Source organism: Paraburkholderia tropica (assembly GCF_014171495.1).
In the GTDB taxonomy this organism is placed as follows: Bacteria; Pseudomonadota; Gammaproteobacteria; order Burkholderiales; family Burkholderiaceae; genus Paraburkholderia; species Paraburkholderia tropica.
The window spans coordinates 1,033,056-1,058,682 of sequence record NZ_CP049136.1; the positions used below are offsets into that span (position 1 = coordinate 1,033,056).

Annotated in this window: 22 protein-coding genes; 13 read left to right on the top strand and 9 right to left on the bottom strand. The window is 62.0% G+C overall.

Features of this window, described 5'->3' with window-relative positions:
* The first annotated feature begins 6 nt into the window (after nt 1-6).
* The 12 genes from G5S35_RS28120 (at nt 7) to G5S35_RS28175 (ending at nt 14,139) form a co-directional block, all read left to right on the top strand.
* Nucleotides 7-537: a carboxymuconolactone decarboxylase family protein gene (locus G5S35_RS28120; RefSeq protein WP_074986886.1), complete on the top strand. Its 531-nt coding sequence runs from the start codon at nt 7-9 to the stop codon at nt 535-537.
* Between the two features lie 97 nt (nt 538-634).
* A complete protein-coding gene (locus G5S35_RS28125; RefSeq protein WP_065058880.1) occupies nt 635-1,606 on the top strand; it encodes a LysR substrate-binding domain-containing protein in 972 nt (323 codons plus the stop codon).
* 863 nt (nt 1,607-2,469) lie between these two features.
* A complete protein-coding gene (locus tag G5S35_RS28130) occupies nt 2,470-3,441 on the top strand; it encodes an ABC transporter substrate-binding protein (RefSeq protein ID WP_065058852.1) in 972 nt (323 codons plus the stop codon).
* A gap of 71 nt (nt 3,442-3,512) precedes the next feature.
* A complete protein-coding gene (locus G5S35_RS28135; protein ID WP_074986271.1) occupies nt 3,513-4,538 on the top strand; it encodes an amidohydrolase family protein in 1,026 nt (341 codons plus the stop codon).
* 43 nt (nt 4,539-4,581) lie between these two features.
* Nucleotides 4,582-5,427, top strand: coding sequence for an amidohydrolase family protein (locus G5S35_RS28140; protein WP_065060445.1), 846 nt, complete (start codon nt 4,582-4,584; stop codon nt 5,425-5,427).
* A 120-nt stretch (nt 5,428-5,547) separates the two neighbouring features.
* The gene (locus tag G5S35_RS28145; RefSeq protein WP_065060446.1) at nt 5,548-6,405 is read left to right on the top strand and encodes an HpcH/HpaI aldolase family protein; all 858 of its coding nucleotides are present in this window, start codon (nt 5,548-5,550) and stop codon (nt 6,403-6,405) included.
* Entirely contained in the window at nt 6,405-7,955 is a 1,551-nt protein-coding gene (locus G5S35_RS28150) for an acetolactate synthase large subunit (protein WP_065060447.1), read from the top strand. The genes G5S35_RS28145 and G5S35_RS28150 overlap by 1 nt, the downstream gene beginning before the upstream one ends.
* Before the next feature lie 45 nt (nt 7,956-8,000).
* The gene (locus G5S35_RS28155; RefSeq protein WP_065060448.1) at nt 8,001-8,894 is read left to right on the top strand and encodes a type 2 periplasmic-binding domain-containing protein; all 894 of its coding nucleotides are present in this window, start codon (nt 8,001-8,003) and stop codon (nt 8,892-8,894) included.
* 129 nt (nt 8,895-9,023) lie between these two features.
* Nucleotides 9,024-10,256 (top strand): MFS transporter, encoded by a 1,233-nt coding sequence (locus tag G5S35_RS28160; RefSeq protein WP_183040036.1) that lies wholly within the window; start codon nt 9,024-9,026, stop codon nt 10,254-10,256.
* A gap of 103 nt (nt 10,257-10,359) precedes the next feature.
* Nucleotides 10,360-11,610 carry an MFS transporter gene (locus G5S35_RS28165; RefSeq protein ID WP_080180373.1) on the top strand — a complete coding sequence of 417 codons (1,251 nt, stop codon included), beginning with the start codon at nt 10,360-10,362 and terminating at the stop codon, nt 11,608-11,610.
* A 474-nt stretch (nt 11,611-12,084) separates the two neighbouring features.
* On the top strand, nt 12,085-13,674 hold the full coding sequence (locus G5S35_RS28170; protein WP_183039553.1) for an aldehyde dehydrogenase (NADP(+)): 1,590 nt from the start codon (nt 12,085-12,087) through the stop codon (nt 13,672-13,674).
* A gap of 201 nt (nt 13,675-13,875) precedes the next feature.
* A complete protein-coding gene (locus G5S35_RS28175; protein ID WP_074986052.1) occupies nt 13,876-14,139 on the top strand; it encodes a DUF4148 domain-containing protein in 264 nt (87 codons plus the stop codon).
* A 52-nt stretch (nt 14,140-14,191) separates the two neighbouring features.
* Here G5S35_RS28175 and G5S35_RS28180 read toward each other — a convergent pair whose 3' ends face one another.
* The 9 genes from G5S35_RS28180 to G5S35_RS28220 form a co-directional block, all read right to left on the bottom strand.
* Nucleotides 14,192-15,217, bottom strand: coding sequence for a porin (locus tag G5S35_RS28180; RefSeq protein ID WP_074986053.1), 1,026 nt, complete (start codon nt 15,215-15,217; stop codon nt 14,192-14,194).
* A 196-nt stretch (nt 15,218-15,413) separates the two neighbouring features.
* Nucleotides 15,414-16,538, bottom strand: coding sequence for a lactonase family protein (locus tag G5S35_RS28185; RefSeq protein ID WP_237181542.1), 1,125 nt, complete (start codon nt 16,536-16,538; stop codon nt 15,414-15,416).
* Nucleotides 16,539-16,801: 263 nt separating this feature from the next.
* A complete protein-coding gene (locus G5S35_RS28190; RefSeq protein ID WP_065060454.1) occupies nt 16,802-17,722 on the bottom strand; it encodes a helix-turn-helix domain-containing protein in 921 nt (306 codons plus the stop codon).
* 222 nt (nt 17,723-17,944) lie between these two features.
* The gene (locus tag G5S35_RS28195; protein WP_074986054.1) at nt 17,945-18,970 is read right to left on the bottom strand and encodes a porin; all 1,026 of its coding nucleotides are present in this window, start codon (nt 18,968-18,970) and stop codon (nt 17,945-17,947) included.
* Between the two features lie 166 nt (nt 18,971-19,136).
* Nucleotides 19,137-19,994 carry an HpcH/HpaI aldolase family protein gene (locus tag G5S35_RS28200; RefSeq protein ID WP_074986055.1) on the bottom strand — a complete coding sequence of 286 codons (858 nt, stop codon included), beginning with the start codon at nt 19,992-19,994 and terminating at the stop codon, nt 19,137-19,139.
* 30 nt (nt 19,995-20,024) lie between these two features.
* Nucleotides 20,025-21,011, bottom strand: coding sequence for a DODA-type extradiol aromatic ring-opening family dioxygenase (locus tag G5S35_RS28205; RefSeq protein ID WP_183039554.1), 987 nt, complete (start codon nt 21,009-21,011; stop codon nt 20,025-20,027).
* Nucleotides 21,012-21,109: 98 nt separating this feature from the next.
* Nucleotides 21,110-22,390 carry an MFS transporter gene (locus tag G5S35_RS28210; RefSeq protein ID WP_183039555.1) on the bottom strand — a complete coding sequence of 427 codons (1,281 nt, stop codon included), beginning with the start codon at nt 22,388-22,390 and terminating at the stop codon, nt 21,110-21,112.
* A 112-nt stretch (nt 22,391-22,502) separates the two neighbouring features.
* Nucleotides 22,503-23,375 carry an amidohydrolase family protein gene (locus G5S35_RS28215; protein WP_074986056.1) on the bottom strand — a complete coding sequence of 291 codons (873 nt, stop codon included), beginning with the start codon at nt 23,373-23,375 and terminating at the stop codon, nt 22,503-22,505.
* A 65-nt stretch (nt 23,376-23,440) separates the two neighbouring features.
* Entirely contained in the window at nt 23,441-24,424 is a 984-nt protein-coding gene (locus tag G5S35_RS28220; RefSeq protein WP_183039556.1) for a PhnD/SsuA/transferrin family substrate-binding protein, read from the bottom strand.
* Nucleotides 24,425-24,699: 275 nt separating this feature from the next.
* Here G5S35_RS28220 and G5S35_RS28225 point away from each other — a divergent pair, with 275 nt between their 5' ends.
* Nucleotides 24,700-25,623, top strand: coding sequence for a LysR family transcriptional regulator (locus tag G5S35_RS28225; protein ID WP_065060461.1), 924 nt, complete (start codon nt 24,700-24,702; stop codon nt 25,621-25,623).
* Nucleotides 25,624-25,627: the final 4 nt, after the last annotated feature.

Sequence of the window (25,627 nt, forward strand, 5' to 3'; positions counted from 1 at the left end):
CATACCATGACGAAAAACCGACTCGAATGCATCGACCCGGAGCAGGCGTCGGACGAGCAGAAGAAAGTGATTGCGCGTCTGGGCGAAGGGCGCGGACGCATTCCCACGCCGTTCAACATCTGGCTGCATAACCCGAATCTCGCGGCGGGCATGGAGATTATCGGCACGCACGTCGACCGCTCGCCGGTGTTGAGCGAAGCGGAAAGCGAAGTGGCCATTCTCGCGACGGCGGTCTTCTGGAATTCGCCTTATGTGATTGCGAATCATCGGCGGCATGCGTTGAAATCGGGCGTGCCGGAAGCGGTGGTCAATGCGATCGTGGAGAAACGCCGTCCGAAAGTCGGCGAAGACCGCTTTGGACTCGTCTGCGACGCGGTGAGTGACATTCTTGCAGGCGCACAGATCGACGACGCGCGTTTTGCGCGCTACGACTCAGTGCTGGGCCGTGCCGTAATCGCAGAGCTGCTGGTGACGGTGGGCTATTTCACGTCGATTTCTCTGGGCATGACGCTGCACGCGCTCGAACCCAAGGAATGATTGATACGAAGGCCTGTGCAGCGGCGTGCAGAGATGACTGCGCCGCTGCCTGTGCATATTGCCCGCAAGCGATGGTGAAACCGCGGAGGACCGCTACGTGTCCGCACTCGACTGGTACCTGCAGATCAACCTGAAGGCGCGGCATCTGCGCCTGCTGGTGACGATCGACACTTACCGCAATCTGACTCAGGTGGCTGACGTTACGCACGTGACGGTGCCGGCTGTGTCGAAGTCTCTGGCCGAACTCGAACGCGGCATAGGATTGACGCTCTTCTCGCGCACGGCGCAAGGGCTCGTGCCGACGCAATATGGCGATTGCCTGATTCGCCACGCGCGCGAAATGCTGACGATTCTGCATCAGGCGCGCGATGAATTGAAGGCGCTGAGTTCGGGAACCGAAGGGAAGATTCATATCGGCATGTTGCCGGCTTCGGCCTCGGTGTTATTGCCGCAGGCGCTCATTTTGTTGAAGCAGCGTTCGCCTGGCACGAATGTGATGGTGACGGAGGGCACGACGGCGTCGCTGCTGCCCGAGCTTTGGCAGGGACGGCTCGATCTGGTGGTGGGGCGTTTGCCGCCGCCCGATACGCTTGGCAGTTTCGAAGAGAAGGAACTGATCGAGGAGCCGGTTACGTTGATGACCGGGCGGCATCATCCGCTTGCACGGCGCAAGACGGTGACGTGGGCCGATTTGCGGCCGTTTCCGTGGATATTGCCGCCGCTTGGGTCGATATTGCGGGATCCTTTGGAGCGGGCGCTCGAAGCGCATGATGTGCCGTTGACCAATAACTACATCGAGACGCTTTCAGTGCATGTGGCGCGGGCGCATTTGCAGATTTCCGACTTTATCGCGGTGATGGCCGGGACGCCGGCTGGGGATTCGGCGCAGCCTTTGCATACGTTGCCGTTGAGTTTGCCCAGGTTGTTGCGGCCCGCCGGGGTGTTGTGGAATCGGAATCGGGGGCTTACGCCTAGTGCGATGTTGATGGTGGATTGTTTGGGGGAGGTGGCTGAGAGGCTTAAGGGGGAGGGAATTCGGGTGCTTGCCAAGGCGCATGTGGGTGCCTGATTTTTTTGGTTTTTGGGTGGGTTTTTGGTTGGTCTTTTGGTTGGTCTTTTGGTTGGTTGTTGAATCCTGTTTTCGTGGCGGTCTGCACGCGTTGCCCCTGTGCGGGGCGGCACCTACTTTTCTTTGCAGCGGCAAAGAAAAGTAGGCAAAAGAAAGCCGCTCAAACCGCCAGTGTGACGCCGTTCACCCCGCACCTTCGCAGGTAGTGGTTCCGGAGCATCCGGCACCTCGCACCACTCAACTCAGTGACAAAGCCGTCATTCATCCGGAGGCGCTTCGCGCCCCGTCGGGCATAGAGCAAACCGAAGGTTTGCGAGTGCCCCGCGAAACTCCTTAGAACCTGTGGTTTCCCTCGTATACCCGGCCGTTGCGCGCTTGCGCGCAACGGGATGTGAGAGAGCCTTGTCACTTCGTGTGAGGGCGCGGGGTGACGGATGCTCCTGCACCACTCCGAGGGAGGGCGAGTGAAACACGGCGAAGCATTCGCGGTGTGAGCGGCTTTCTTTTGCCTACTTTTCTTTGCCGCTGCAAAGAAAAGTAGGTGCCGCCCCGCACAGGGGCAACGCGAGCATACCGCCACGAAAACAGGATTCAACGCAAAGCGCAAAAACCCCACCAAGAGCCAGCCCCAAAAAAGCGCCCTATAACCAAACCCTCAACCCACCCAAAAAAACCCAAAAAAGCCCCCCCAAAAACACCAGCCCAGCTGGGCCTTTACCAAACAGTTAACCCCCCCGCAGGTTAATTCAATAGACGTAACCGCCGCATAGCAAGATGATTCCACCAACGCAGGATCGCGCAAAAAGGGCAAGCGAACCAAACCAGCACGCGCAGCCCGACACCTAACTCCAACGGAGACTCAATTGACCAAGAAAGTCCACCTGACGCTCGCCATCGCCGACCACCCGCACACGGCTGCAATCCGCGACGGCTCGATCCCCATCGAAGGCGTCGACGCTGAGTTCATCACCGTCCAGCCGCAGATCGGCGCTTTCCGCCGCATGGTCCGCGACGTGGAATTCGATGTCTGCGAACTGGCACCCACCACCTACATCATCGCGCGCGCCTATGGCGCTCCCTTCGTCGCGCTGCCGATCTTCGTGGTGCGCCGCTTCCATCACGAGGGCCTGCTGGTGCGCCCTGACGCGGGCATCAAGACGCCGAAGGATCTCGAAGGCAAGAAGGTCGGCGTGCGCGCCTACTCGGTGACGACGGGCGTGTGGACGCGCCAGGTGCTGATCGACGAATTCGGCCTCGACACCTCGAAGGTCACCTGGGTCGTCGACGACGAAGAACACGTCACGCAACTGAAGCTGCCCTCGAACGTCATCCACACGCCGGCCGGCACCTCGCTCGCCGAGATGATGGCCAAGGGCGAACTCGTCGCAGGCTTCCACGGCAACGCAGGCATCGGCCGCACCGGCGACCCGACGGGCGGCTGGAAGGAAGTCGAAGCCGATTACCCGGATCTGCTGCCGAACGCCACCGAACTCGAAGCCGAATACTACGCACGCACGGGCGTCTATCCGATGCACGGCACGATCGTCGTGAAGGATTCGGTGCTCGCCGAACATCCGTGGGTCGCCAAGTCGATCTACGACGCTTTCGACAAGGCGAAGAAGGACTGGCTCGCGAAGCTCGACGCGGGTGAACTGAACGACAAGAAGAACAAGAAGTATCTGGAACTGCGCAAGATTGTCGGTCACGACCCGCTGCCGTACGGCATCGAGGAAAACCGCAAGACCATCGAGGCGCTCGAAGCCACGGCGTTCAAGCAGGGCCTCACGCCGCGCCGCATGGCCATGGACGAGCTGTTCGTCGATCCGCGCGTGTAAGCCTCGCGCCTGATGCTAGCTGAGTACGCGCTCCACGCGCGTACGCCCCAGATTTCCGGATGGAACCCAACATGATCATCGATTGCCACGGTCACTTCACGACCGTTCCCGCTTCGTTCCGCGACTGGCGCGCGAAGCAGATCGCCGCCGCCAACGACCCGGCCAACGCGCCGCCGCTTTCGGGCGCGCACGTGAGCGACGACGAAATCCGCGAAGGCGTCGGCAACGGCCAGTTGCGCCTGCAAAAAGAGCGCGGCGGCGACCTCACGCTGTTCTCGCCGATCGCCGGCCTGATGAGCCATCACCTCGGCAACGAGCGCACCAGCCTCGAATGGGCCGAAGTGTCGAACAACCTCGTGCGCCGCGTCTGCGATATCTATCCGGACAACTTCGTGCCGGTCTGCCAGCTGCCGCAATCGCCGCTCGCGCCGCCGAAGAACTCCGTCGCCGAACTGCGCCGCTGCGTCGAGGAAATGGGTTTTGTCGGCTGCAATCTGAATCCGGATCCGAGCGGCGGTTACTGGACCGGCAAGCCGATGACGGACCGCGAATGGTATCCGCTTTACGAAGCGCTCTGCGATCTCGACGTGCCCGCCATGATTCACGTGGCCGCGTCGTGCAACGCCTGCCATCACGGCACCGGCGCGCATTATCTGAACGCCGATACCTCGGTCTTCATGCAACTGCTGCAAGGCAACGTATTCAAGGACTTCCCGACGCTGCGTCTCGTGATTCCGCACGGCGGCGGCGCGGTGCCGTATCACTGGGGCCGTTATCGCGGCATGTCGCTGGAAATGATGGATCGCCCGCTCGAAGGTCTGCTGAACAACATCTTCTTCGACACCTGCGTGTATCACCATCCGGGCGTTGAATTGCTCACCAAGGTCGTGCCGACGAGCAACGTGCTGTTCGGTTCGGAAATGATCGGCGCCGTGCGCGGCCGCGATCCGGATACCGGCGAGTATTTCGACGACACCAAGCGCTACGTCGACGCCTGCGACGCGCTGAGCGATGCCGACCGTCACGCGATTTTCGAAGGCAACGCGCGCCGTGTGTATCCGCGCCTCGATGCGCTTCTCAAGTCCCGCGGCCTGTAATCGCGCCCGCTGTTCGACGTCTAGCACGCACATCACGCACACCATGAACTACATCGATATTCATCCGCACATCATCTCCGACGATGAAAAGCGTTATCCGCCCGCGCCGCTGTTTGGCAAGCGCTCGGACTGGTCGCAGGAGCGTCCCAACACGGTCGAAGCGCTGATTCAGGCGATGGACGAAGCCGGCGTGGCGAAAGCCGCCGTCGTCCACTCGTCGACGACTTATGGCTTCGACAACAGCTATGTGGTCGACGGCTGCAACCAGTACAAGGACCGGCTCGTGGCCGTGGGTTCCGTCGACATGCTGGCCGACGACGTGCCCGCCGTCATCAAGGGTTGGGCCGATAAAGGCCTCGCCGGTCTGCGCATTTTCACGGGCGGCTCGACCAAGGATTTCGATCCGAGCGAACTCGATAATCCCAAGTCGTTCAAGGCGTGGGAAATGCTCGCGGAACTGAATCTGCCGATGTGCATCCAGACGGGCCCGATTGGCTTGCCCCAGGTGCGCATGCTGGCCGAAAAGTTTCCGACCGCGAAGATCATTCTCGACCATCTGGGCCGTCCCGACGTGCTCGACGGCGCACCGTACGCGAAAGCGGCGAGCCTCTTCGCCATCGCCGATCTGCCCAATATCTACATGAAGCTCACGCCGCGTATTTTCGGCGACGTGAAGAAGGAAAAGGCCAGCGCGGAGACGTTCTTCCCGCGCGTGGTCGAAGCGTTCGGCGCGCAGCGCATGGCGTGGGGTTCGAATTTCCCGACCTCGCCGGGCAAGCTCTCGGAGATTCTGGCGGATGCACAAGCCGGTCTCGCCTGCCTGAGCGACGACGATCGCGCCTGGATTTTCGGCAAGACGGCGCAAACGCTGTATCCGTCGCTCGCCTGAGCGCGGATCGCATCGCACCCAGCACGCCGGACCAGTGCAAACGATCAGTACGACAAACTAATGAGCAGTGCGCGCGCCGTAAAAAAAGCGGCGCACGCGCAGCGAGACAGAGAGATTCCCATGTCCACGATTCGCCTGAACAGCATCATTCGCGCGCTCGAGTCGGGCAAGGCCGCGCACGCCGCCTTTTCCAAGCTCGACAAGCAGACCGCCATCGAGATGAGCGACGCGCCCTATGACGGCCTCGTCTTCGAAATGGAGCACAACCCGTACGACGTGAGCGCGCTGGGCGATGCATTCCAGTACCTGCTCAACCGCAAGCAGATTGCCGAGTCGGGCTCGGTGGCCACCAAGGTCACGCCGATCGCGCGCATTCCGGCGAATGGCGTCGAAATGAACCAGAGCTTCGCCAAGCAGGTGCTCGATCGCGGCGCCTATGGCGTGATCTGGCCGCACGTCGCGACCGTCGAGCAAGCTTATAACGCGGTGGCGTCGTGCCGCTATGCGCGTCCGAAGCATGCGCCGCTGTACGAGCCGAAGGGCGTGCGCGGCGACGGTCCGGCCAACGCGGCGCGCTACTGGGGTCTGTCGATGCAGGAATACTACGAGAAGGCCGACGTCTGGCCGCTCGCGCCGCACGGTGAAATTCTCGTCGGTCTGATGTGCGAAAGCACGCAGGCGATCGAGAATCTCGACGACATTCTCGCCAACGTGCCGGGCATCGGTTTCATTCTGATCGGCGAGGGCGATCTGTCCCAGGAGCTGGGCCTGCCGCGTCAGTATGAGCATCCTGAAGTGCTCGACGCGATGCGCCAGATCGTCGAGACCTGCAAGAAGCGCAACGTGATCGTTGGCCATCCGCACGTGACGGCGAAGAACCATCGCCGCCTCGCTGAAGAAGGTTATCGTTTCCTGATGTCCGCGCCGCAACGCACGTATGGCGTGGTCGGTCTCGCACGCGAGATGGCGGGCTACTGATGAACGGAGCCGAAAGTCTCGTCGCGACCCTGGTCGAGCAGGACGTCGACATCTGCTTCGCGAATCCCGGCACCTCGGAGATGCACTTCCTCGCGGCGCTGGGCGGCAACCCCGGCATGCGCAGCGTGCTGTGCCTGTTTGAAGGCGTCGCCACGGGCGCCGCCGACGGCTGGTATCGCATGAAGGACAAGCCGGCGTCGACGCTGCTGCATCTCGGACCGGGCCTCGCGAACGGTCTCGCGAACATTCACAACGCGAAGCGCGCGTCGTCGGGCATGGTCAACGTGGTGGGCGAGCATTCGGCGTCGCATCTGAAATACGATCCGCCGCTGACCTCCGATATCGAAGGTCTCGCGCGCCCGTTGAGCCATTGGGTTCGGCGCGCGGAGTCGGCGGACAGCATCGCGTGGGATACGGCTCAGGCGGTGGCGAAGGCCAGCGAGCATCCGGGCCAGATCGCCACGCTGATTCTGCCCGGCGATACGTCGTGGCAGCGCACCGAAGCCGAACGCGTGTTGCCGACGCCCGTCGTGAGCCGCCGCAAGACGCCGAACGCTGCGCGCGTCGAACACGTGGCGCGCGTGCTGCGCTCGGGCGAGCCGACGCTCATCATCCTCGCGAACAAGGCCACGCGCGGCGTGGCGCTCGAACGCGCGGGCCAGGTGGCCGCCGCGACCGGCGCGCTGCTCGGCTCGCAGTTCTTCACCGCGCGCATCGAACGCGGCGCGGGCCGTGTGCCCATCGCGCGCATTCCGTATGCGGTGCCGCTCGCACAGGCGTTCCTGAAAGACTTCAAGCACATCGTGACGGTGGAGACGAGCGAGCCGGTGGCGTTCTTTGCTTACCCGGACAAGCCGAGTCTCTTGAAAGCCGAAGGCACGCTGGTGCATCCGCTCGTCGAAGAAGACGAGGACAGCGAACTCGCTTTCGACATGCTGTTGCAGGCACTGGGCGCAACAGATACGGCGCCGCGTCTGCAGGCGCGTATCGAAACGCCGGTGCCGACCGGCGCGCTCAATCCGGTCAGCATTGCGCACGCGATGGCGGCAGCGCTGCCCGAGCATTGCATCGTCGTCGACGAGTCGCTCACGACGGGCCGCGAATCGATGAACCTGACGATGGGCGCGCGTCCGCACGACCTCATCAACAACATGGGCGGCTCGATCGGCTACTCGACACCGGTCGCCACGGGCGCGGCGCTCGCGTGCCCGGACCGGCGCGTGTTCTGCATGGTCGGCGACGGCAGCGCGATGTACACGATCCAGTCGCTGTGGACGCAGGCGCGCGAAGGGCTGAACGTCACGACCATCATCTTCGCCAATAACAGCTACGCGATCCTCAAGGCCGAGTACGCGAACATGGGCGCGGGCACGCCGGGCGAGCGCGCGCTGTCGATGATCGACATCGACAATCCGCGCATCGACTGGCTGGCGATGGCAAAGAGCATGGGCGTGCCGGGCGTCGCCGTGGAAACGGCGGAAGACTTCTACAAAGCGATGACCGATTCGACGCGCGAGCCGGGTCCGCGCCTCATCGAAGTCCGGCTGTAAATCGAATCCGGATATCAAGCGATACCAACACCAGGAGAGACATTCATGACAACGACGTTCACGGGCGTGCCGACGCTGCGCACCAATCTGTCCGAATACGCGGTGACGAAAGCGATGCGCGACGGACGCGTGCGCTCCGATCTCGTGACGCTGGATTTTTGCGGCCCCACGCCCGCGCACAACGGCTTCAAGGCGATGGTGCGTGAAAGCAAGTTCGACGCGGGCGAACTCGCCATCGTGACCTTCCTGCAGGCGAAGTCGTACGGCAAGCCGTACGTGCTGCTGCCCGCGCCGATCTCGGGCCGTTTCCAGCATCATTGCGCGGGCTATAACCTCGATTTCGGCCACCTCGATCCGAAAGATATCGAAGGCAAGAAGGTAGGCGTGCGCACCTACACGCAAACCACGGCGCTGTGGATTCGCGGTATTCTGCGTCACGAATATGGCGTCGATCTCGACAAGGTCACGTGGATGACGCTGGGCGACGGCCATCTCGCCGAGTACAGCGATCCGTCGAATTGCGAGCGCCTGCCTGCGGGTTCGTCGATTCCGGAAATGATGCTCAAGGGCGAACTGGCGGCCGCGCTGCTCGGCGAAGACATGCCGAAGGACGAGCGCGTGCGTACGCTGGTGCCGGACGCGCACGCGGCGGCGAAGGACTGGTTCGCACGCACGGGCGTGGTGCCGATCAATCACATGTTCGCGGTGCACACGGATCTGACGAAGGCGCGCCCCGATATCGTGCGCGAGATCTATCGCATGATTGCGGAAAGCCGTTCGCTCGCCGAAGGCGTACCGGCGATCTTCCCGCCGATCGGGCTGGAGGAAAACCGCAAGGGCCTGCAGCTCGCCATCGACTGGGCGCTCGATCAGAAGATCATTCCGCGCCGCCTCTCCGTCGACGAACTGTTCGACGACGTGACGGGCAGCCTGGGCTGAACGCACGCCGCCATGGCGTGACATGGCAAGCCAATAAAAAGCCGGAGACAGAAGGTGGAGATCACACAACGACAGCCATCGCGCGACGCGAACCGCTGGGGCATTCTGGTGCTGCTTGCAATCGGGCTGATGATCTCCTTCGTCGACCGCACGAGCATGTCCGCCGCGCTCGCCGACCGCCACTTCGTGCACGAGTTCGCGCTCACGCACATCGAGCGCGGTTGGCTCGGCTCGGCGATGTTCTGGTCCTATGGGCTCATGCAGATGCCGATGGGCTGGATTGTCGACCGCTATGGCGTGAAGTGGCCGTACAGCGTGTGCTTTCTGCTCTGGTGTCTCGCGGCGGCGGCGACCGGCGTCGTGGGTACGCTCTCGGCGCTGATTCTGGTGCGTTTGCTGATTGGCGTGGCCGAAGCGGTGGTGGTGCCCGCCACTTACCGCTATCTCGCCGATAATTTCGACGAAGCGCACAAAGGCACGGCGCTCGGCATTTATTCGATTGGCGGCAAGATGGGTCCGGCGCTCGGCGCGCCGATTGCGGCCTGGTTGATCGCCGCGAGTTCGTGGAAGACGATGTTCGTCGTGACCGGACTCGCGGGTTTGCTGTGGCTGGTGCCGTGGCAATGGCTGCTCAAAAGCGATTTCCCTTCGCGTGCGGAACTCGCGGCCGCGCGCCAGCGTGCGGCTTCCGTGCCGTTGCGCAATCTGCTGGCGAGCCCGGTGGTGTGGGGCGGGCTCATCACCAACTTCTGCTACAGCTATTTCGTGTTTTATTGCATGACGTGGATGCCCGCTTATCTCGTCGAGCAGCGCGGGCTTTCACTTCGGCAATCGGGCGTTTATACGTTTTTCAGCTTCGCGGGCATTGCCATCGTGGCCGCGTTGGCGGGCTGGGCCGCAGACCGTTTGATCGCGCGCGGTCACGACGCCGTGGTCGTGCGCAAGTCGTTTATCGTCGCAGGATTTATCAGCGGGACAACGGTGTTGATGGGCGCGTATGCACACACGGCGCAAGAAGCGTTGTTCTGGAATATCGCGTCGCTGTCGCTGCTGGGTCTCGTCACCGCGAATAATCTCGCGCTGGTGAAACTCACGCTCATTCCGAAACAGGCCGTGGGTTTGAATACCGGCTTGCAACAGGTGGCGACCAGTCTCGCGGGCGGCGTGTCGGCGAGTCTTTCCGGCTGGCTGCTGCACGTGGGGCGCAGCTATACGTTGCCGATGTCGGCGATCTTCGTGTTTCTGCTGCTCGGCGCGACCAGCACCGTGGTGTTGCTGCGCAGAAAGTGGGCGCCGAAAGTCAACGAGGGCGAACCTGTCGCCGCTGAACGCGATGCGCATTCGTATCGCGCGGGGTCGTAATTGCTGTAATCGCCGCAATTGCGCGGCGTGATTTGAATTTCATCCCAGCCAACATTTCCAACATTCGCATCGTTATTTTCACCACGCAAGGCTGGATGCCGTCATGAGTCGATTAAAAGAACCCGCCGTGGCGGCGCTCGAAACGCGCCCCGGTTTGGCGCCCTTGTTGCGCCACGCGCCGCTCACGCGTTTTCTGAGCGCGCGCGTCGGCTCCATTGCGGCACAGCAGATGCTCATGCTGGCGATCAGCTGGCATATGTACGAGCTGACGTCGAGCGCCTGGTATCTCGGTCTGGTTGGCCTGTTCCAGTTTATTCCCGGGCTCGCCACGACGCTGCCCGCGGGACATTGTGCGGACCGTCTGCATCGCGGCCGGATCGTCGCCGTGTGTCTCGGCGTTCAGGCCGCCATCGCGGCGCTGCTCGCGGCCGCCACCATGACGAACGCGGTTTCGCGGGAGCTGCTGCTGGGCCTTTCGCTGGTGCTCGGCGCGATTCGTCCGTTTCAGATGTCGGGTCAACAGGCGCTGCTGCCGATGCTGGTGCCGCAAAGTCTGCTGGCGCGCTCGATGGCGCTCAGCACGTCCGTTCAGCAGGTGTGCGTGATCGCGGGCCCGGCGCTCGGCGGCTTGCTGTTTGCGACCGGCATCAACGCGCTGTATCTCACGTGCACCGTGTTGTTCTGCGTGAGTGCTGTGTTGTATGCGCTGATTCGCTACGACCACGTGCCGCCGCCGCGCGAACCGGTGACGGCGGAAACGGTGCTGGCCGGTTTGCGCTTTGTCTGGAGCAACCCGCTGTTGCTCGGCGGGATTTCGCTCGATCTGTTCGGCGTGTTGTTTGGCGGCGCGACGGCACTATTGCCTGTTTACGCGAAAGAGATTCTGCACGTCGGTCCCGAAGGGCTGGGGCTGCTGCGTTCGGCGCCCGCCGTCGGCGCGCTGTGCGTGGGATTGTGGTTGTCGCGACACGCGATCCGCAGCGGCGTGGGCAAGAAGCTGCTGATCGCGGTGGCCGTGTATGGCGCGGCGATTGTCGCGTTCGGCGTTTCGCGATCGTTTTTGCTCTCGCTGATGCTATTGGCGATTTCGGGCGGCGCGGACACGATCAGCGTGATCGTGCGCCAGACGCTGGTGCAGATCGAAACGCCGGACCGCATGCGTGGTCGCGTCTCGGCGGTGAATACGCTGTTTATCGGCGCAAGCAATCAACTCGGCGAATTCGAATCGGGCGTGACGGCCGCCGCGATGGGCGCAGTGGGCGCGGTCGTGCTGGGCGGTTTCGCAACGATACTCGTGAGCGCTGCGTGGAGTCAGTTGTTCAAACCGCTGGCACGGCGCGAAACGCTGCATTGATCAGATTCAGGCTTAACGTTCCGGTTAAGGCTGCAGCGTTTAACTTCAATAGACAGCGCGCGCGCGTGGACCGAAGATAAGCGCACCGTTTGCGTTTCCCGATCGGGAATCGCCGGATCGGGGCGTGGGTGTTGGCGCACGAAAGCATGGGCAGTAGAGCTTCATAAAGACGCCAACACGTTCGCGAAGCAGGGAGACGCTTATGAGCGGAGAGCGAAAGTCACTTCGCGCGCTCGTCAACGACTGGCTCGGTCATAGCGGACATTTTCGCGTGACGCGGCCTGGCCGCACGAAAAGGATGCCGTGGCGCGCGGTCAAAGTGGAAGTGGCCCGCGCGGCGGGCACGTTGGAGATTGTCTTCTTTCGTCATGACGACGGCTCGTGGTGCGTGTATCCGCCGCCGCCGTTGTTCGTGCGCCCCGCAGTGAACTGGCTTTGCCATCAGCCATGAACAGGACGTTTCAGGAAACCAATATGACTCTCAGTGGCGACATGCTGATCGGTTTCGCGTCGGTGCGCGGCACCGAAGGCGAGCAGCGCGCATTCAATCCCGCGAGCAATACGGAAATCGCGGAGCCGGTATTCGGCATGGGCGGCGGCGCCGAAGTGGATCGCGCGGCTTCGCTCGCATCCGAAGCCTTCGATGTGTATCGCAACGTATCGCTCGAAAAGCGCGCGGCGTTTCTCGAAGCCATCGCCGAGAATATTCTCGAACTCGGCGATGCATTGATCGAACGCGCGCACGCGGAAACCGGCTTGCCGATTGCGCGTCTGCAAGGCGAGCGCGGGCGCACGGTCGGGCAATTGCGTCTCTTTGCGAAAGTCGTGCGCGACGGTCATTTTCTCGGCGCGACGATCGACCGTGCGCAACCGGAGCGTCAGCCCTTGCCGCGTTCGGATCTGCGTCTCGCGAAAGTCCCCTTGGGACCGGTGGCGGTATTCGGCGCGAGCAATTTCCCGCTCGCCTTTTCGGTTGCCGGCGGCGATACGGCTTCCGCGCTGGCCGCCGGTGCGCCCGTTATCGTGAAGGCACATAGCGCGCATCTGGGCACGTCGGAGCTTGTCGGTCGCGCGATTCAGCAGGCCGTGAAAACGCTGGGCTTGCCCGAGGGCACGTTCTCGCTGCTGTTCGGCGCGGGCCGCAAGCTGGGCGAAGCGCTCGTCTCGCATCCGGTGATCAAGGCCGTGGGCTTCACGGGTTCGCGCCAGGGTGGTCTCGCGCTGGTGCGTCTCGCCAATGCGCGCCCCGAGCCGATTCCCGTCTATGCGGAAATGAGCAGCATTAATCCGGTGTTTCTGTTTCCGGCCGCACTGGCGAGTCGCGCTGAAATCATCGGCAAGGCTTTCGCCGATTCGCTGACGCTCGGCGCCGGTCAATTCTGCACGAATCCGGGGCTTGTGCTCGCTGTCGATGGGCCGGACCTCGAACGCTTCATCGCATCGGCGAGCGAAGCGTTGGCCAGCAAACCCGCGCAAACGATGCTGACGCCCGGCATCTTCGATGCGTATTGCTCGGGCACGCAAAGCGCGGGCGCGGTTCAGGGCGTGCAGAAGGTCGCCGAAGGCGAAGCGGCAGGCGAGCGCGCCAACGCCGCGCAGGCTGCGCTTTACGTGACGGATGCGGCGCGCCTGCTCGACTCGCCGGAACTGGAATCGGAAATGTTCGGTCCCGCTTCGGTGGTCGTGCGCGCGAGAGATTTTAACGAGTTGCTGGAAATCGCCGAGCATGTGGAAGGTCAATTGACCGTCACCTTGCAGATCGACGCCGCTGATTACCCCGCTGCGAAGCGTCTGCTGCCGGTGCTCGAACGCAAGGCGGGCCGCATTCTCGCGAATGGCTTCCCGACCGGTGTCGAGGTCTGTCACGCGATGGTGCACGGCGGTCCGCATCCTTCCACGTCGAACGCGATGTACACCTCGGTGGGCGCGACCGCCATCGATCGCTTCCTGCGTCCGGTTTGTTATCAGGATCTGCCGGAACTGTTGTTGCCGGAGGCGTTGCATGACGCCAATCCGCTGGGCGTGTGGCGTATTGTCGATGGGGAACCGGGCGCTTCGCTTTAAGCGCTGGTGCGAGCAGTTCAGTAAAACGAGGCGAAATTCCTGCGGGATTTTGCCTTGTTCGCATGCGTTGAAATGTCGAGTGTGTCGGTAAACTAAAATAATAATTTAGGTGTTTACCCTGATGTTCTGGTTTGCTAGACTGTGTTTGTTCGGAATGCTGATTAAACGGCAATACTCATAACACACGTAAGGCGGACCAAAATGAACATGCTCAATCGAGTCGTTGTCGCTGCATTGATTCTCGCTGCGCCGGTCGCGTCGTTCGCGCAGCAAAGCCAGCAACCGCTCACGCGCGCAGAAGTCCGCGCCAGTCTCATTCAGGCGGAGAAGGGCGGTTATGGTCCGCTCGACTGGACCGATTATCCGAACGGTGAAATGCAGGCGGCGCAAACGCCTGCGGTCGATACATCGGGTTACGGTACGGTGGCGCGTGGCTCGTCGCAATCGGGCGACGCAAGCCAATAAAATCGCGGCAAGCGTACCGGCTGCGTGATGCAGGCCGATACGCTTCACAGGTTTAGAACTTGTGCGTCAGCCCGATAATGATGCCTCTGGCCGTTGCACCCGGCGTCACCTCGATCCCTGAGTATTCGGTGCCGTTGAGCGTATAGGCTGCCTGATTCCGGTTATCGATCAAACCGGCAGCCATATAGATCAGCGAGGACTTCGAGAGGAAGTACTCGTACGACAGGCCAACTTGCTGCGCGTTGTTGCCGTTGCCGGTGCGGTCGTGCAAATAGCCGTACATCACGGCGATCTCGTTGGCTGGGCTGAAGAGATACGAAGCCGAGACGGAATAAGTCGCTTCATTCTGGCTGTGATCCGACTGCGTTTCCGTGTGGTAGACGAAGTAGAAACGCGCCGCGTCCACCTTGAGTGAAGTCGCCGCCGTAAAGACTTTCTGAACCGACGTGCCGGCCGCATTGTCCTGCTGGTCATAGCCGGCCGCAATATGCCACGGCCCGTGGATGTACTTCACTACGGCGTTATACGACTGCAGGCCATTCGAGGGCTTGGTGGTGGAGTCGCGCATCGACACGAGAATCTGCGCGGTTAATCCGTGCCAGTTTGGCGTGAAGTAAGAGATGGCGTTGCTGGCGCGCACGGACACATCGTCGAAATCGTTGAGCGGCGAGGCAATCGATTTCGCTGCCAGCGGATCGAGTTCGCCGTCGAGATAGAGATATTGCGGCTTCTTCTGGCGTCCAAATCTGAATTCGCCAAAGTCGCCCGACAAGCCGACCCACGCGAGACGATTAAAGGCATCGGCCGAATTCTGCGCCTCGCCATTGACGGCCGAGAAACCCTGCTCCAGCTGGAAATTGACGTGCATGCCGCCGCCAATATCTTCGTGGCCGTAGAGTCCGTAGACCGTGGCGAATAAACCGCCTGACGAAGCGCGAATCACATGATTCGCGCCACCGTTCTGATACTCGATGCCGTTATCGACTATGCCGTAGAGTGTGATGGAAGATTGCGCCTGAGCGGTTTGAACGGCGCACGACGAGATAAGCGCGGACGCTGCGAGAAGGGTCCTTTTCATTTGTCTCCAGATTTTCTGTTAATCGATCCGGGGAACGCGGTATGTAGGTTTTGGAATCGCGTTACCGAATGTTTTGACTGCTATCTGGATAGTAAAAAAATAAAAAGGACGCGTCCTTGTAGTAAATGCGCTTTCTCTGGCATTTTTCGATGCGATTGATGCATCGAGGAAAGGTGCAGAAAGTCAGCGTGCCGCGCTATTTCACAAAAGTAATGCTGGTAGGCGCGGGAATCGGGATCGATTGCTCGCTATCGGCCAGCGTGCCGGTTGTGCGATCGATGTGAAACAGGCTCACGTTGCCACTACGCTGATTCGCCACAAACAGCCATTTGCCCGATGGGTCGATGGCGAATCCCCACGGTTTGTCGCCGCCCGACGGCACGCGTTGCAGTTCGCTCAGCTGGCCGCTGGTGTTATCCACGCGATACACAACGAGGGCATTCTCGCCGCGGTCTTCGACATAAATAAAACGTCCGTCGCGGCTCATGGCCATTTCCGCGCCGCTCTTCACGCCATTGAATCCTGCCTGACTGATGGGCAGCGTTTGCACCGGCGTGAGTTGCGCGGTGGCGGCGTCCCAGCGCAATACCAGCAACTCCGCGCTGAGTTCGGTGAGCACGTAGGCGTACTGTCCGGTCGCCCCGAACACGACGCGGCGCGGTCCGCTTCCCGGCGGCAAGGCGAAGGCGCGCGGCGTGGCGGCGTCGAGTTGTGTCAGCGTGTGCGTGGCTCGATCGAAGCCGTAGATGAAGACGCGGTCGGCGCCCAGATCGGGCACGAGCGCATAGTGCCCCGAAGGATCGATGGTCACGCCATGCGCGTGCGCATCGGTCTGGCGTGGGCTCGGGCCGGAACCTTTCTCCGCAATCGTCGATTCGAGCGTGCCCACGCTGCCGTCGCGATTCACCGCGAGGCTCGATACGGAGCCGCTGTTGTAGTTCGCGCCGAGCAGCGTGGACGACGGCGCGTCGAATTGCAGGAAGGTGGTGCCACGACCGCCGGTGAGTACGTCGTTGATGCGCGTGAGCGATCCGTTGTCCTGGTTCACTGCGTACGCCGTCACGCTGCCTTCCTTGTCGCGGTCGTCGTTCACCGCGTAGAGCACGGGCAATTGCGGATGAGACGCCACCCACGTCGACTTCAATCCTTGTGCGACGGTGCCGACGTCGTTGATGTTGCCGGTGGACGTGTTGAAGTGCAGAGCGTTGATCTGCTGATGCAGCGTGCCCACGTAGACGAATTCCGTATCGGACTCCGCCGCCGCGCTGGCTACGGCGCAGACAGAGAGTGCAGCGAATGCGGTTGCGACGAGTGCGGCCACGGCTGTGCGCCGCATCCGTGTGGCGGGCGTGACGAGTTGCGCCATATTCGGTTGACCTGGTTGAAAAGGGGAGAATTGTTGAAGCGTATTCGCTGAGCAAGGACGGGTCCCTGCACAAAATCCGGATTCGCCAGCACTTTTCAATCGAACCAGGGAAGATACCGGGACGAGCATCGAAACGCCGCGCGCGTAGTCGGTAATGCTTGCGCGCGCACCGTTTCGATCGGTCAGTGCGGGAATCCGCGTGGGCCTTTTGCGTGGCCTTATCGCCGCGCTTCGCTGCGGAACTGGCTCGGCGCCTGGCCGACTTCTCGGCGAAAGAAGCGCGTAAAGTATGCGGCGTCGGCGAAACCCAGCATGAAAGCAATCTGTTCCACCGACATATCGCCGAAGATGAGTTCGCGTTTCGCTTCGGTAATAATGCGCGCGTGAATCATTTTGGTGGGGCTTTTCTCGGCGGCGGATGCGCAGGCGGCACGCAATTGCACGAGCGAGACGGCGAGCATCGACGCATATTGCTGCAACGGAAGATTGTCGCGATAGTGCTCGTCGATCAGTTTGCGAAAGCGCTCCACGAGACGCACGTCATTGCGCGGCACGGCTTCGCTGACGGCTTGATCGAGACGCGCTTCGCGCACCAATGTGAGGAGCAGCATCGTCAGCAGGGCTTCGGTGCCGGCGACCTGTCCCACTGAATCCGATTCCACCTCCTGTTTCAGGCGCTGAATCAGGCTGTAGATTTCGCCGGCGGCTTCGGCGTGATAGGCGAATGGCACCATGCGCGGCGCGGACCACAACGCCACGAATTCGCGCAGCCGCGCATTCACCTGCGTGAGGTAGGACACTTCGATCGTGACGACCCAGCGGTCCACATCGATTTCGTAGTCGAGACCGTGAATGCACTCGGTGGGCACCAGCAGCGCACACGGGCCTTCGAACGGCACGCTGCGTCCTTCGAGATTCATCACGCCGCGGCCGTTGCGCACGAAAATCAGTTGCCCGTAGGCCGGATGCGCGTGCGGCGCGGTGCGCCAGCGTCCGCGCTCGGTCACGTGGCCAACGTGCACGAACCAGTTTTCTTCCTCGGCGGGTTCGACGTAAAGCCGAACTTTGGGAACCGCGCTCAGGCGGTTTGTGCCGACGGGTCGGTTCGTGGGCTTGATGAGGGTTGCGCCGTGGGCCATGAAGTCTCCTGGACGACCGTTCGTGCGGCCGCCATTTCAATGGTGATGCGCCGGAACGCTGTACCGTCTGGGCGGGGTCCGCGTGCGACTTGCTCGATTTGCTCCCTGCAAAAAGGGACCGTGAAACTCGTCCTATTCTTTCACAGGCCGTCCTTGTCGGCCACTTGCGAAATACCCCGAGACCGGCGCCAGGAACTTTCCGGCGCCGGCTCGATTCGTTCGTCAGAACGTGTGGACCATGCCGAGAATGACGCCGCGCGTATTCGAACCCGGCGCCACGGTCGGGCCGGCGTAAGCCGTGCCATTGAGCGTGAAGGCCGCCTGATTGCGGTTATTGATAAACGCGGCCGATGCATAGAGCGTCGTGCGTTTCGACAGATAGTGCTCGTACGTCATGCCGATCTGCTGCGCATTATTGCCCTTGCCGGTGCGATCGTGCAGATAACCGTACATCAGCGCGAGTTGATCGGCGGGGCCGAAACTCCACGAACCCGACCCTTCATAGACGTCGCGCTTGATGCTGTTGTCAGTTTGTTTTTCGGTGTGATACGCGAGATAGAAGCGCGCCGGACCGACGCCCACCGATGCGCCCGCGTTGAACACTTTCAGCGCGGATGTGCCGGTGGCGTTGTCCGCCTGCTCGTAGCCCGCCGCCACGCGGAACGGCCCGTTCTCATAACGCGCAGCGGCGTTGTAAAACTGCAGGCCGTTGCTCGGCTTGGTGGTGGAATCACGCATCGCGACCATGAATTGCGCGCTCAGTCCATAGACCGTTGGCGTGAAGTAGGAGATCGCATTGTTGACGCGAATGGTCAGCGAATTGAAGTTGAGCATCGGCGAGCCCATGCTCATCACGGCGACCGGATCGAGTTCGCGATTCAGGAAAATGTATTGCGGCGTGTTTTGCAGGCCGAATCGCACTTCACCGAACGCGCCCGACAGACCGACCCACGCCTGACGATTGAAGGCTTCCGCAGCATTGGCCGCCGCGCCGGTCATGGCCGAGAAGCCTTGTTCGAGCTGGAAGTTGACGTGCAGTCCGCCGCCAATATCCTCGGTGCCTTTCAGGCCGTAGCGGCTCGCGAACAGACCGCCCGAGGTGGCGCGCACGACCGAACCGTTGCCGCCATTCTGATACTCGATGCCATTGTCGATCACGCCATAAAGCGTGACGGAAGATTGCGCATGGGCCGTCTGAAACAGACAGGCCGACGCCAGGCCGGATGCCACGACTAGCATTCGCTTCATTCTTGTCTCCACGTTGATTTTATTTATTGCGCTGCAGGGCCCGAATGGCCGCTGATGATCTTCTCGATGAATTCCTGTTTCAGTAATTTGGATGACTAATTAATGGCGTTATGAAGGTCGCGCTGAATAGTGCGGCCCTCGACGGAGAACGAGTGGGAAAGGTGCTTCAGTAGCCGGCCATTTCGCGCGCGGCGCCCACGACGCCGTAGGTGCGCGAGGGCGCCGACATCAGGAAGCGATATCCTTCCTGAATGAGTCGCTGATGATTCTTCGCCGTAACGTGCGGGTGCCCGACCACGACGTTGTGCTTTTTGCAGGTCTCGACGATCTGGCGCATTGCGTCGAGCACTTCCGGATGTTCGTATTGACGCGGAAAACCCAGTTCCTGGCTCAAGTCGCCTTCGCCAATCAGAATCAGGCCGATGCCGGGCACGTTCGAGAGGATGTCGTCGAGGTTCTCGATCGCCTGCGTGCTTTCGCACATCAGGCCAACGAGAATTTCACCGTGCGGCGCGAGCGGCCAGACGTCGGCCTTCTCATAGTATTGCGGCATCGACAGGCCCCAATAACGCGAAGCATTGGCCGGTCCGTCGCCGCGCACGCCCTTCGGTTCATAGATCGGCGCATGCTTCGGACGCGCATAGCGGCACGACGCCACCGCGTTATACGCCTGTTCGACCGTGGCCACGTGCGGCCAGATCACGCCGTACGCGCCGCGATCGAGCACCTGCTTGGCGAAGCTCTGGTTCATCTCCGCGCCGTTCGCCGGAATGCGCGCGATGGGCGTCACGCGCGGCGCGACCGAGCCGGATTCGGCAATCTGCTTGCGGCTCAGCATGTATTGCAGCGCGTCGCCGAATGCCGAAACGTCGTACGGGTTGTGCTCCATTTCGAACACGACGCCGTCGTAGGGCGCATCGCTCATCTCGATGGCGCTCTGCTTGTCGAGCTTCGAGAATGCGGCGAACGCGGCCTTGCCGGATTCGAGCGTGCGGATAATGCCGTTGATGCGGGTATCGCTCATCGTGTTGCCTCTTTGCTGGCGAATGATGCGTTATTCTTCGGCTTTCCAATACATGAAGCCCATGCCTTCGCCGGTGCCGGCGGGCGTGCGCCAGCACGGGACGTAATCGACGATCGTCATTTCCGCGCCGGTTTCTTCGAGCGCTTTCATCACGCTCACATAGAGCTTGATTTCCGAGGTGCCGGACTGATACGAGCGATCGTCCACGGCGGCGAGGCCTTCGTAGTCGTAATTCGCCAGCATCTTCATGATGCGATGATCGAACTCTTCGTCGTTGACGAAATGCGAGAGGCCGCCCGAGGCGAAGATGCCCACGCGCACATCGGCGGGCCACGCCGCGATCGCTTCGCGCAACACGCGGCCGAATTCGATGCAACGCGACATCGAGGGCTGCGTCGGCGGATAGAAGCAGTTCATGATGATCGGTACATGCGGCGGCGGATTGTCGTCCATGATCTGGTGATAGACGAAGCTGTACGCGTGCGGCGCAACCGGGTACTCGGGCAACGGCTTCATCCAGACGTTGTCGGGCCACGCGAACAGGTCGGTGAGATCGAAGCCTTCCGCCTGGAAGCGGTTGATCAGATACGTGGCCAGTTCCGGATGGCACGCGTGCGTGACATGCCGGTCGGGCGCGTAGACGGAGCGCTGCGGCGGGCCGTTGTGAACTTCGGCACCGCTATAGATCGCGATGGAAGGGGAGAAGTCGGTGAAGATTTCCTTCTGGTCCTTGCCGAGAATAATCGCCACGTCGATCTTCGCTTCGCGATACGCAGCGGCCATCTTGTCGAGCGCCACGCGGCAGCGCGCCGCGCGCGCGGTGCGTTCTTCCAGCGTGAGGAACGGCGCGAATGCCGCTTCGCGATGGGCTTCCAGTTCGGGATAGGTCCACGTCCGGTTGCGGAACCACAGTTCCGGATTATTGCGGTCGCGCTCGCCGTTCTTGAGCCAGTCTTCCGGCGCCTGGCCAAGCATGCCGCTATGCGGTACGGCCATCCCGAATACGATTTTCGCCATATGAGTTGTTTCCAGTGTTCAATCAGTCGACACGGTCAGGGCCGTGGTCAAAACGTGGGAGGCAGCAAGTGCTGCGGTATTGATTCGGAGTCCGTTGCTTATGCTTCGCGTAATTCGGGTTGCGGCTCGTTCGCTTTCGGCGCCCAGTCGGGGCGATAGAGAATCGCAGTGGCGGCCGCGCCGACGAGCAGGAACACGAAGATCACCATCATCGGCAGGTCGTAGCTCTTGCTGATGTGCAGCAGCCAGCCGGAGAGACTCGCGGCCACGCCGCCCGCGAAACTCGTTGCGACCTGCTGCACGCCGGTCACGAGGCCGACCGTCTGCTTCGGAATCAGCGTGAGACGCGAGAGCACGAGGTTGTTGGCGGTCGTCAAACCGAGCAACGACAGCGAGAGCACGTTCCAGAACAGCGCCGCTTCGAGCGAGTGCGCATAGGCACCGAGCAGCACTGTGCAGCCGCCTACGAAGCCCGCGATGATGAACGCCTTGCGCACCGCGATGGCATTGGCGCCGCGTGCGATGATGCGGTCGGCGGCCCAGCCCGCGATGGCCGCGACGATGGCGATGCCCGCGAAGCTGAAGAAGGTGAAGATGCCCGAGCGTCCAATCGACAGACCGCGTTGCTCGACGAGATACGCGGGCATCCACGTCATGCAGAAGAACGTGAAATAGCCGTAGCAGAAGTTGGTGATCATGCCGCCCCAGACAACCGGGCTCGACAGAATGCTCGCGAGGCTCACCGTGCGCGCGCTGCGGTCGGCCTTGCGCAAGGTTTCGCGCGAGGGCAGGTCGTTGCGCACCATCAGCAGCCAGGGCACGAGCCAGAGCAGGCCGACGAGACCCGTGGCAACGAACATCGCCTTCCACGAGTAGTTGACGATGAACCACGCGGCCACCGGCGCGCCGATCGCGGGGCCGAATTTATTGCCCATTGCGAGAATGCCGACGGCGAGACCGCTCTGGCTTTCGTGGAAGTTATTGCGGATCCAGCGATAGCTTGCCGGGATCACAATCGCTTCGGCGATACCGACGAGCAGGCGCATGACGACGAGGCCGGCCAGCGTGGTCACCGCGCCCATCAATGCGGTGGCGGCGCACCAGAGCGCGAAGCAGACCGCGTACGGCCATTTCACGCCGTAACGGTCGGCGACCCAGCCCATCGGCACCTGAAACAGGCCGTACGACCAGAAGAACGCGGAATTGATCCAGCCGCGGTCGACGTTGCTGAGCGCGAAGTGACGGATAAAGGTGCTGTCCGCCAACACGCTGGAAATACTGGTGCGATCGATAAACGACGTCAATACGCCGATCGCGAGCAGGGCGAGTATGGCCCAGTTGCCCACGATGCCCGATCGTTCGGTTTTGCTCGTCTCCATGTGCTTTCTTCTTGCCTCGGTTATTGCCAGGTTGATGCTGATTTATTGCTCGACGACTGCTCGATTGATGCGATTACTGATGCAACTACTGATGCGATTACGGATGATGCAATTACGCGGCTTTCGCACCGTGGCTGTGTAGCGCCGGATACAGCTTGAGCGCCGTCTTGCCGAAAATCCATGCGCGATCGGCGGCGTTCAGGCACTGCAGTCCGGATTGCGCGGTGGCGAGAATTTCTTGCAACGTGCCGCTCGAGGTCGGGAAATTCGATCCCCATGCCATGCGTTGCGCGCCAAATGCTTCCACCACGCGCGGGAAAAACGTTTCCGCGCTTGCTGCGTCTTTCCTGACGTCGCCGAAAATGCGTGGCGTGAGTTTCAGAAAGATGTTTTCGTATTCCGCGAGTTCAAACAGACTCTGCGATTTCGCGTAGGGCGGGCCGTCCGTGACGTCGGGGCGCGCGAGGTGATCGAGCACGATCGGCACACGCGGAAAACGTTGCGCCAGCGCGCGCACTTGCGGAATGCCGACCGGACCGGTCTGAATGCACATCGGCAGGCCGAGGTCCGCGCACAATTCCCACGCGGGAAACGCGCGTGGATCGTCGAGTTCGCTCGGGTCGAATTCTTTTGTGCTGCCGCCGGTGAAGAGGCGCAAACCTTCGAGACCCTGTTCCACCCATTCCTGAATGCGTTGCGGCGCATCCGGTTGCAGCACGTCGACGGAACCGACGGCGACGAGGCGGCCCGGATATCGCGCGCAACTCTCGGCCACATAGCGATTATCGAAGCCGTATGTCGTGGACGAATGCACCACGGCCGCTTTGCCGACACCTGCCGCATCCATTGCGGCGATCAGCGTTTCGACGGTCGTCGGGCGTTGCTTCGACCAGTCCGAGCGCTTGCCGAACAGCGGCGCGGGCGGATAACGACCTTCGTCATCGGAGATGATGTGCGGGTGAATGTCAACGATTGAGCCGGGCATGAGCGTCCTGGAATGTGTGCGCGTTATCGCTTCTTGTCGCTTCGTTCTTTGTCGCTTCGCTTCGTTCAGTTTCGCGTTGCCTGCGGGTCCACGAAGAGATCGTCCAGTGCAAGCCGGTGCGGCGTGAGGCCTTGCCTGAATGCGGTGGCTTCGAGCGCCTCGATGGTCTTGCGATTCGCTTCGATGCCATAAGGCAGCGGATCGTGACCCACGATCTTTCGGAGTTCCAGGTATTTCTTGTCGCCCGCGCTGGTCGCTTCGCCCGCGTCGAGACGGGCGAGCCATTCGCGCTTGGCTTGCGCGAAGGCGTCGTCGAGCGAACGGGCGATCCACGGATGCTCGGCGAGAATCGCGTCCTTCACGACGATGGTGCCGTGCATCGGATAGACGCCGGTGCGTGCGTAATAGTCCTTTTCGAGCGCGGCGGCATCGGGCAGCAGATCGGGGTAATCGGCTTCGACTTCTTTCCAGCCGCCCGTGGGCGCGCCGGTGCGTCCAATACCGGCCGCCGCTGCGAAGCCGCCGGCGAGTTCGCCGCTTGCCATCATGTCCGCGAGCGAGCTGCCGGCGGGCGCGTGCACGACGTTCGACGGCAGTTTCAGTTGCGTCACGTGCTCTTCGTCGTCGACGACCCAGGTGACTTTGGACGCATCGAGACCGAATTCGTCGATCAATACCTGACGCGTCCACACGCCCGTGGTGACGGAATACGCGCGCACGCCGACCTTGCGGCCTTCGAGGTCTTTCGGATGGCGAATGCCCGCTTCGGGGCGTACGAGCAGGCCGCCGTGGTGGAAACGGCGCGTGACGAAAATCGGCAGGCCGACGAACGGCGCGCCATACGCGCGGGCAATGATATAGGTCGTGGGCGCGAGTTCGCAGACGTCGAATTCGACGTCGCGCACCATGCGCCGGAATGCGCCGATCTGGGGCTGGACTGTGACGAATTCGGCGTCCACGCCTTCGATCGGAATGGAGCCGTTGCGAATGGCCGACGTATGCGGGTGTTCGCCAATTGCAATTTTGAGCCGCACCTTATTAGCCAACATTCGTCTCCTTGAATGGGTGTGCTGTGCTTTGATGGAGAGAGAATATTTGAGCGGCCCGCGCGCGTCCCTATACAAAAGGGAGATTCGATGGCACTTTTTTCATGATGATCGGCTCAGGCGGCCCAATTTGTCGTGGCCATCGCGCGCCCGGCTTGTACGTTCTGCCTGGCGGGCTGTCGTGGCTCGCTGCCCGACTTGCGGTTGACGCGCCACCGCGCCGCAACTCACGTACCATCGCGTTCTTTGCAATGTGACCCTTTTCGATTCGCGCGGCCATGGACAATCTTGGAGATATTCGCCTCTTCGTCGAGGCGGCGGGGCAGGGCAGTCTGTCGGCGGCGGGCCGCAAGCTGGGGCTGTCGCCCGCGGCCGCGAGCGCGCGGCTGGTCAAACTGGAGGGCGCGCTGCATACGCAGTTGTTCGAGCGCTCGACGCGCAAGCTGCGTCTGACCGACGAAGGCCGCCTGTATCTCGCGCACTGCCAGCACGCGCTGCAAACGCTCGACGATGCCCGCGCGGCGCTCCAGGCGGGCCGCGCTTCGGTGAGCGGCGCGCTGCGCGTGTCGGCGACATCGGATTTCGGCCGCACGGTGTTGCGCCGCTGGCTCGACGCGTTCAACGATCAGCATCCGAACGTGACGCTCACGCTGGTGCTCTCCGACTCGCTGTCGCATCTGCTGCAAGACGATATCGATCTCGCGATCCGCTTTGGCGTGCCCACGGACAGCTCGATGGTCGCCAAGCGGCTCGCCGACAACCGGCGCGTGCTCTGCGCGTCGCCCGCGTATCTGGAGGCGCATGGCGCGCCTTCGCATCCCGACGAACTCGGCGAACACGACTTTATTCTGCTGGCGTCGTCGGCGGGCGTGGCCAATAGCTGGCGCTTCTCGCGCGGCGCGGAGACGGCGCTGTTCAGCGCGCCGCTCGACCGTTCGCGGCAGACGAACGACGGCTCGCTCGCTCGCGAGTGGGCTGTGGAAGGGCGCGGCGTGGTGATGAAATCGATCTGGGATATTGGCGCCGATCTGCAGGCGGGCCGCCTGCGCGTGCTGCTGCCCGAGTGGCGCTGTCCGGACGTGCCCGTGCACGCGCTCTTTCAGCGCACGCTCTATATGGCGCCGCGCGTGCGGACTTTGCTCGACTTCCTCGAAGCGGAGTTCGCGCAGGCGGCCGGAACGCTCGCGCCGTATCTGGCATAGCGTC

What these genes read in the sequence shown, in the direction of transcription:
- G5S35_RS28120 (WP_074986886.1), top strand. Translation starts at nt 7, where the DNA reads ATGACGAAAAACCGACTCGAATGCATCGACCCGGAGCAGGCGTCGGAC.
- G5S35_RS28135 (WP_074986271.1), top strand. Translation starts at nt 3,513, where the DNA reads ATGATCATCGATTGCCACGGTCACTTCACGACCGTTCCCGCTTCGTTC.
- G5S35_RS28140 (WP_065060445.1), top strand. Translation starts at nt 4,582, where the DNA reads ATGAACTACATCGATATTCATCCGCACATCATCTCCGACGATGAAAAG.
- G5S35_RS28145 (WP_065060446.1), top strand. Translation starts at nt 5,548, where the DNA reads ATGTCCACGATTCGCCTGAACAGCATCATTCGCGCGCTCGAGTCGGGC.
- G5S35_RS28150 (WP_065060447.1), top strand. Translation starts at nt 6,405, where the DNA reads ATGAACGGAGCCGAAAGTCTCGTCGCGACCCTGGTCGAGCAGGACGTC.
- G5S35_RS28155 (WP_065060448.1), top strand. Translation starts at nt 8,001, where the DNA reads ATGACAACGACGTTCACGGGCGTGCCGACGCTGCGCACCAATCTGTCC.
- G5S35_RS28160 (WP_183040036.1), top strand. Translation starts at nt 9,024, where the DNA reads ATGATCTCCTTCGTCGACCGCACGAGCATGTCCGCCGCGCTCGCCGAC.
- G5S35_RS28165 (WP_080180373.1), top strand. Translation starts at nt 10,360, where the DNA reads ATGAGTCGATTAAAAGAACCCGCCGTGGCGGCGCTCGAAACGCGCCCC.
- G5S35_RS28170 (WP_183039553.1), top strand. Translation starts at nt 12,085, where the DNA reads ATGACTCTCAGTGGCGACATGCTGATCGGTTTCGCGTCGGTGCGCGGC.
- G5S35_RS28175 (WP_074986052.1), top strand. Translation starts at nt 13,876, where the DNA reads ATGAACATGCTCAATCGAGTCGTTGTCGCTGCATTGATTCTCGCTGCG.
- G5S35_RS28180 (WP_074986053.1), bottom strand. Translation starts at nt 15,217, where the DNA reads ATGAAAAGGACCCTTCTCGCAGCGTCCGCGCTTATCTCGTCGTGCGCC.
- G5S35_RS28190 (WP_065060454.1), bottom strand. Translation starts at nt 17,722, where the DNA reads ATGGCCCACGGCGCAACCCTCATCAAGCCCACGAACCGACCCGTCGGC.
- G5S35_RS28195 (WP_074986054.1), bottom strand. Translation starts at nt 18,970, where the DNA reads ATGAAGCGAATGCTAGTCGTGGCATCCGGCCTGGCGTCGGCCTGTCTG.
- G5S35_RS28200 (WP_074986055.1), bottom strand. Translation starts at nt 19,994, where the DNA reads ATGAGCGATACCCGCATCAACGGCATTATCCGCACGCTCGAATCCGGC.
- G5S35_RS28205 (WP_183039554.1), bottom strand. Translation starts at nt 21,011, where the DNA reads ATGGCGAAAATCGTATTCGGGATGGCCGTACCGCATAGCGGCATGCTT.
- G5S35_RS28210 (WP_183039555.1), bottom strand. Translation starts at nt 22,390, where the DNA reads ATGGAGACGAGCAAAACCGAACGATCGGGCATCGTGGGCAACTGGGCC.
- G5S35_RS28215 (WP_074986056.1), bottom strand. Translation starts at nt 23,375, where the DNA reads ATGCCCGGCTCAATCGTTGACATTCACCCGCACATCATCTCCGATGAC.
- G5S35_RS28220 (WP_183039556.1), bottom strand. Translation starts at nt 24,424, where the DNA reads ATGTTGGCTAATAAGGTGCGGCTCAAAATTGCAATTGGCGAACACCCG.
- G5S35_RS28225 (WP_065060461.1), top strand. Translation starts at nt 24,700, where the DNA reads ATGGACAATCTTGGAGATATTCGCCTCTTCGTCGAGGCGGCGGGGCAG.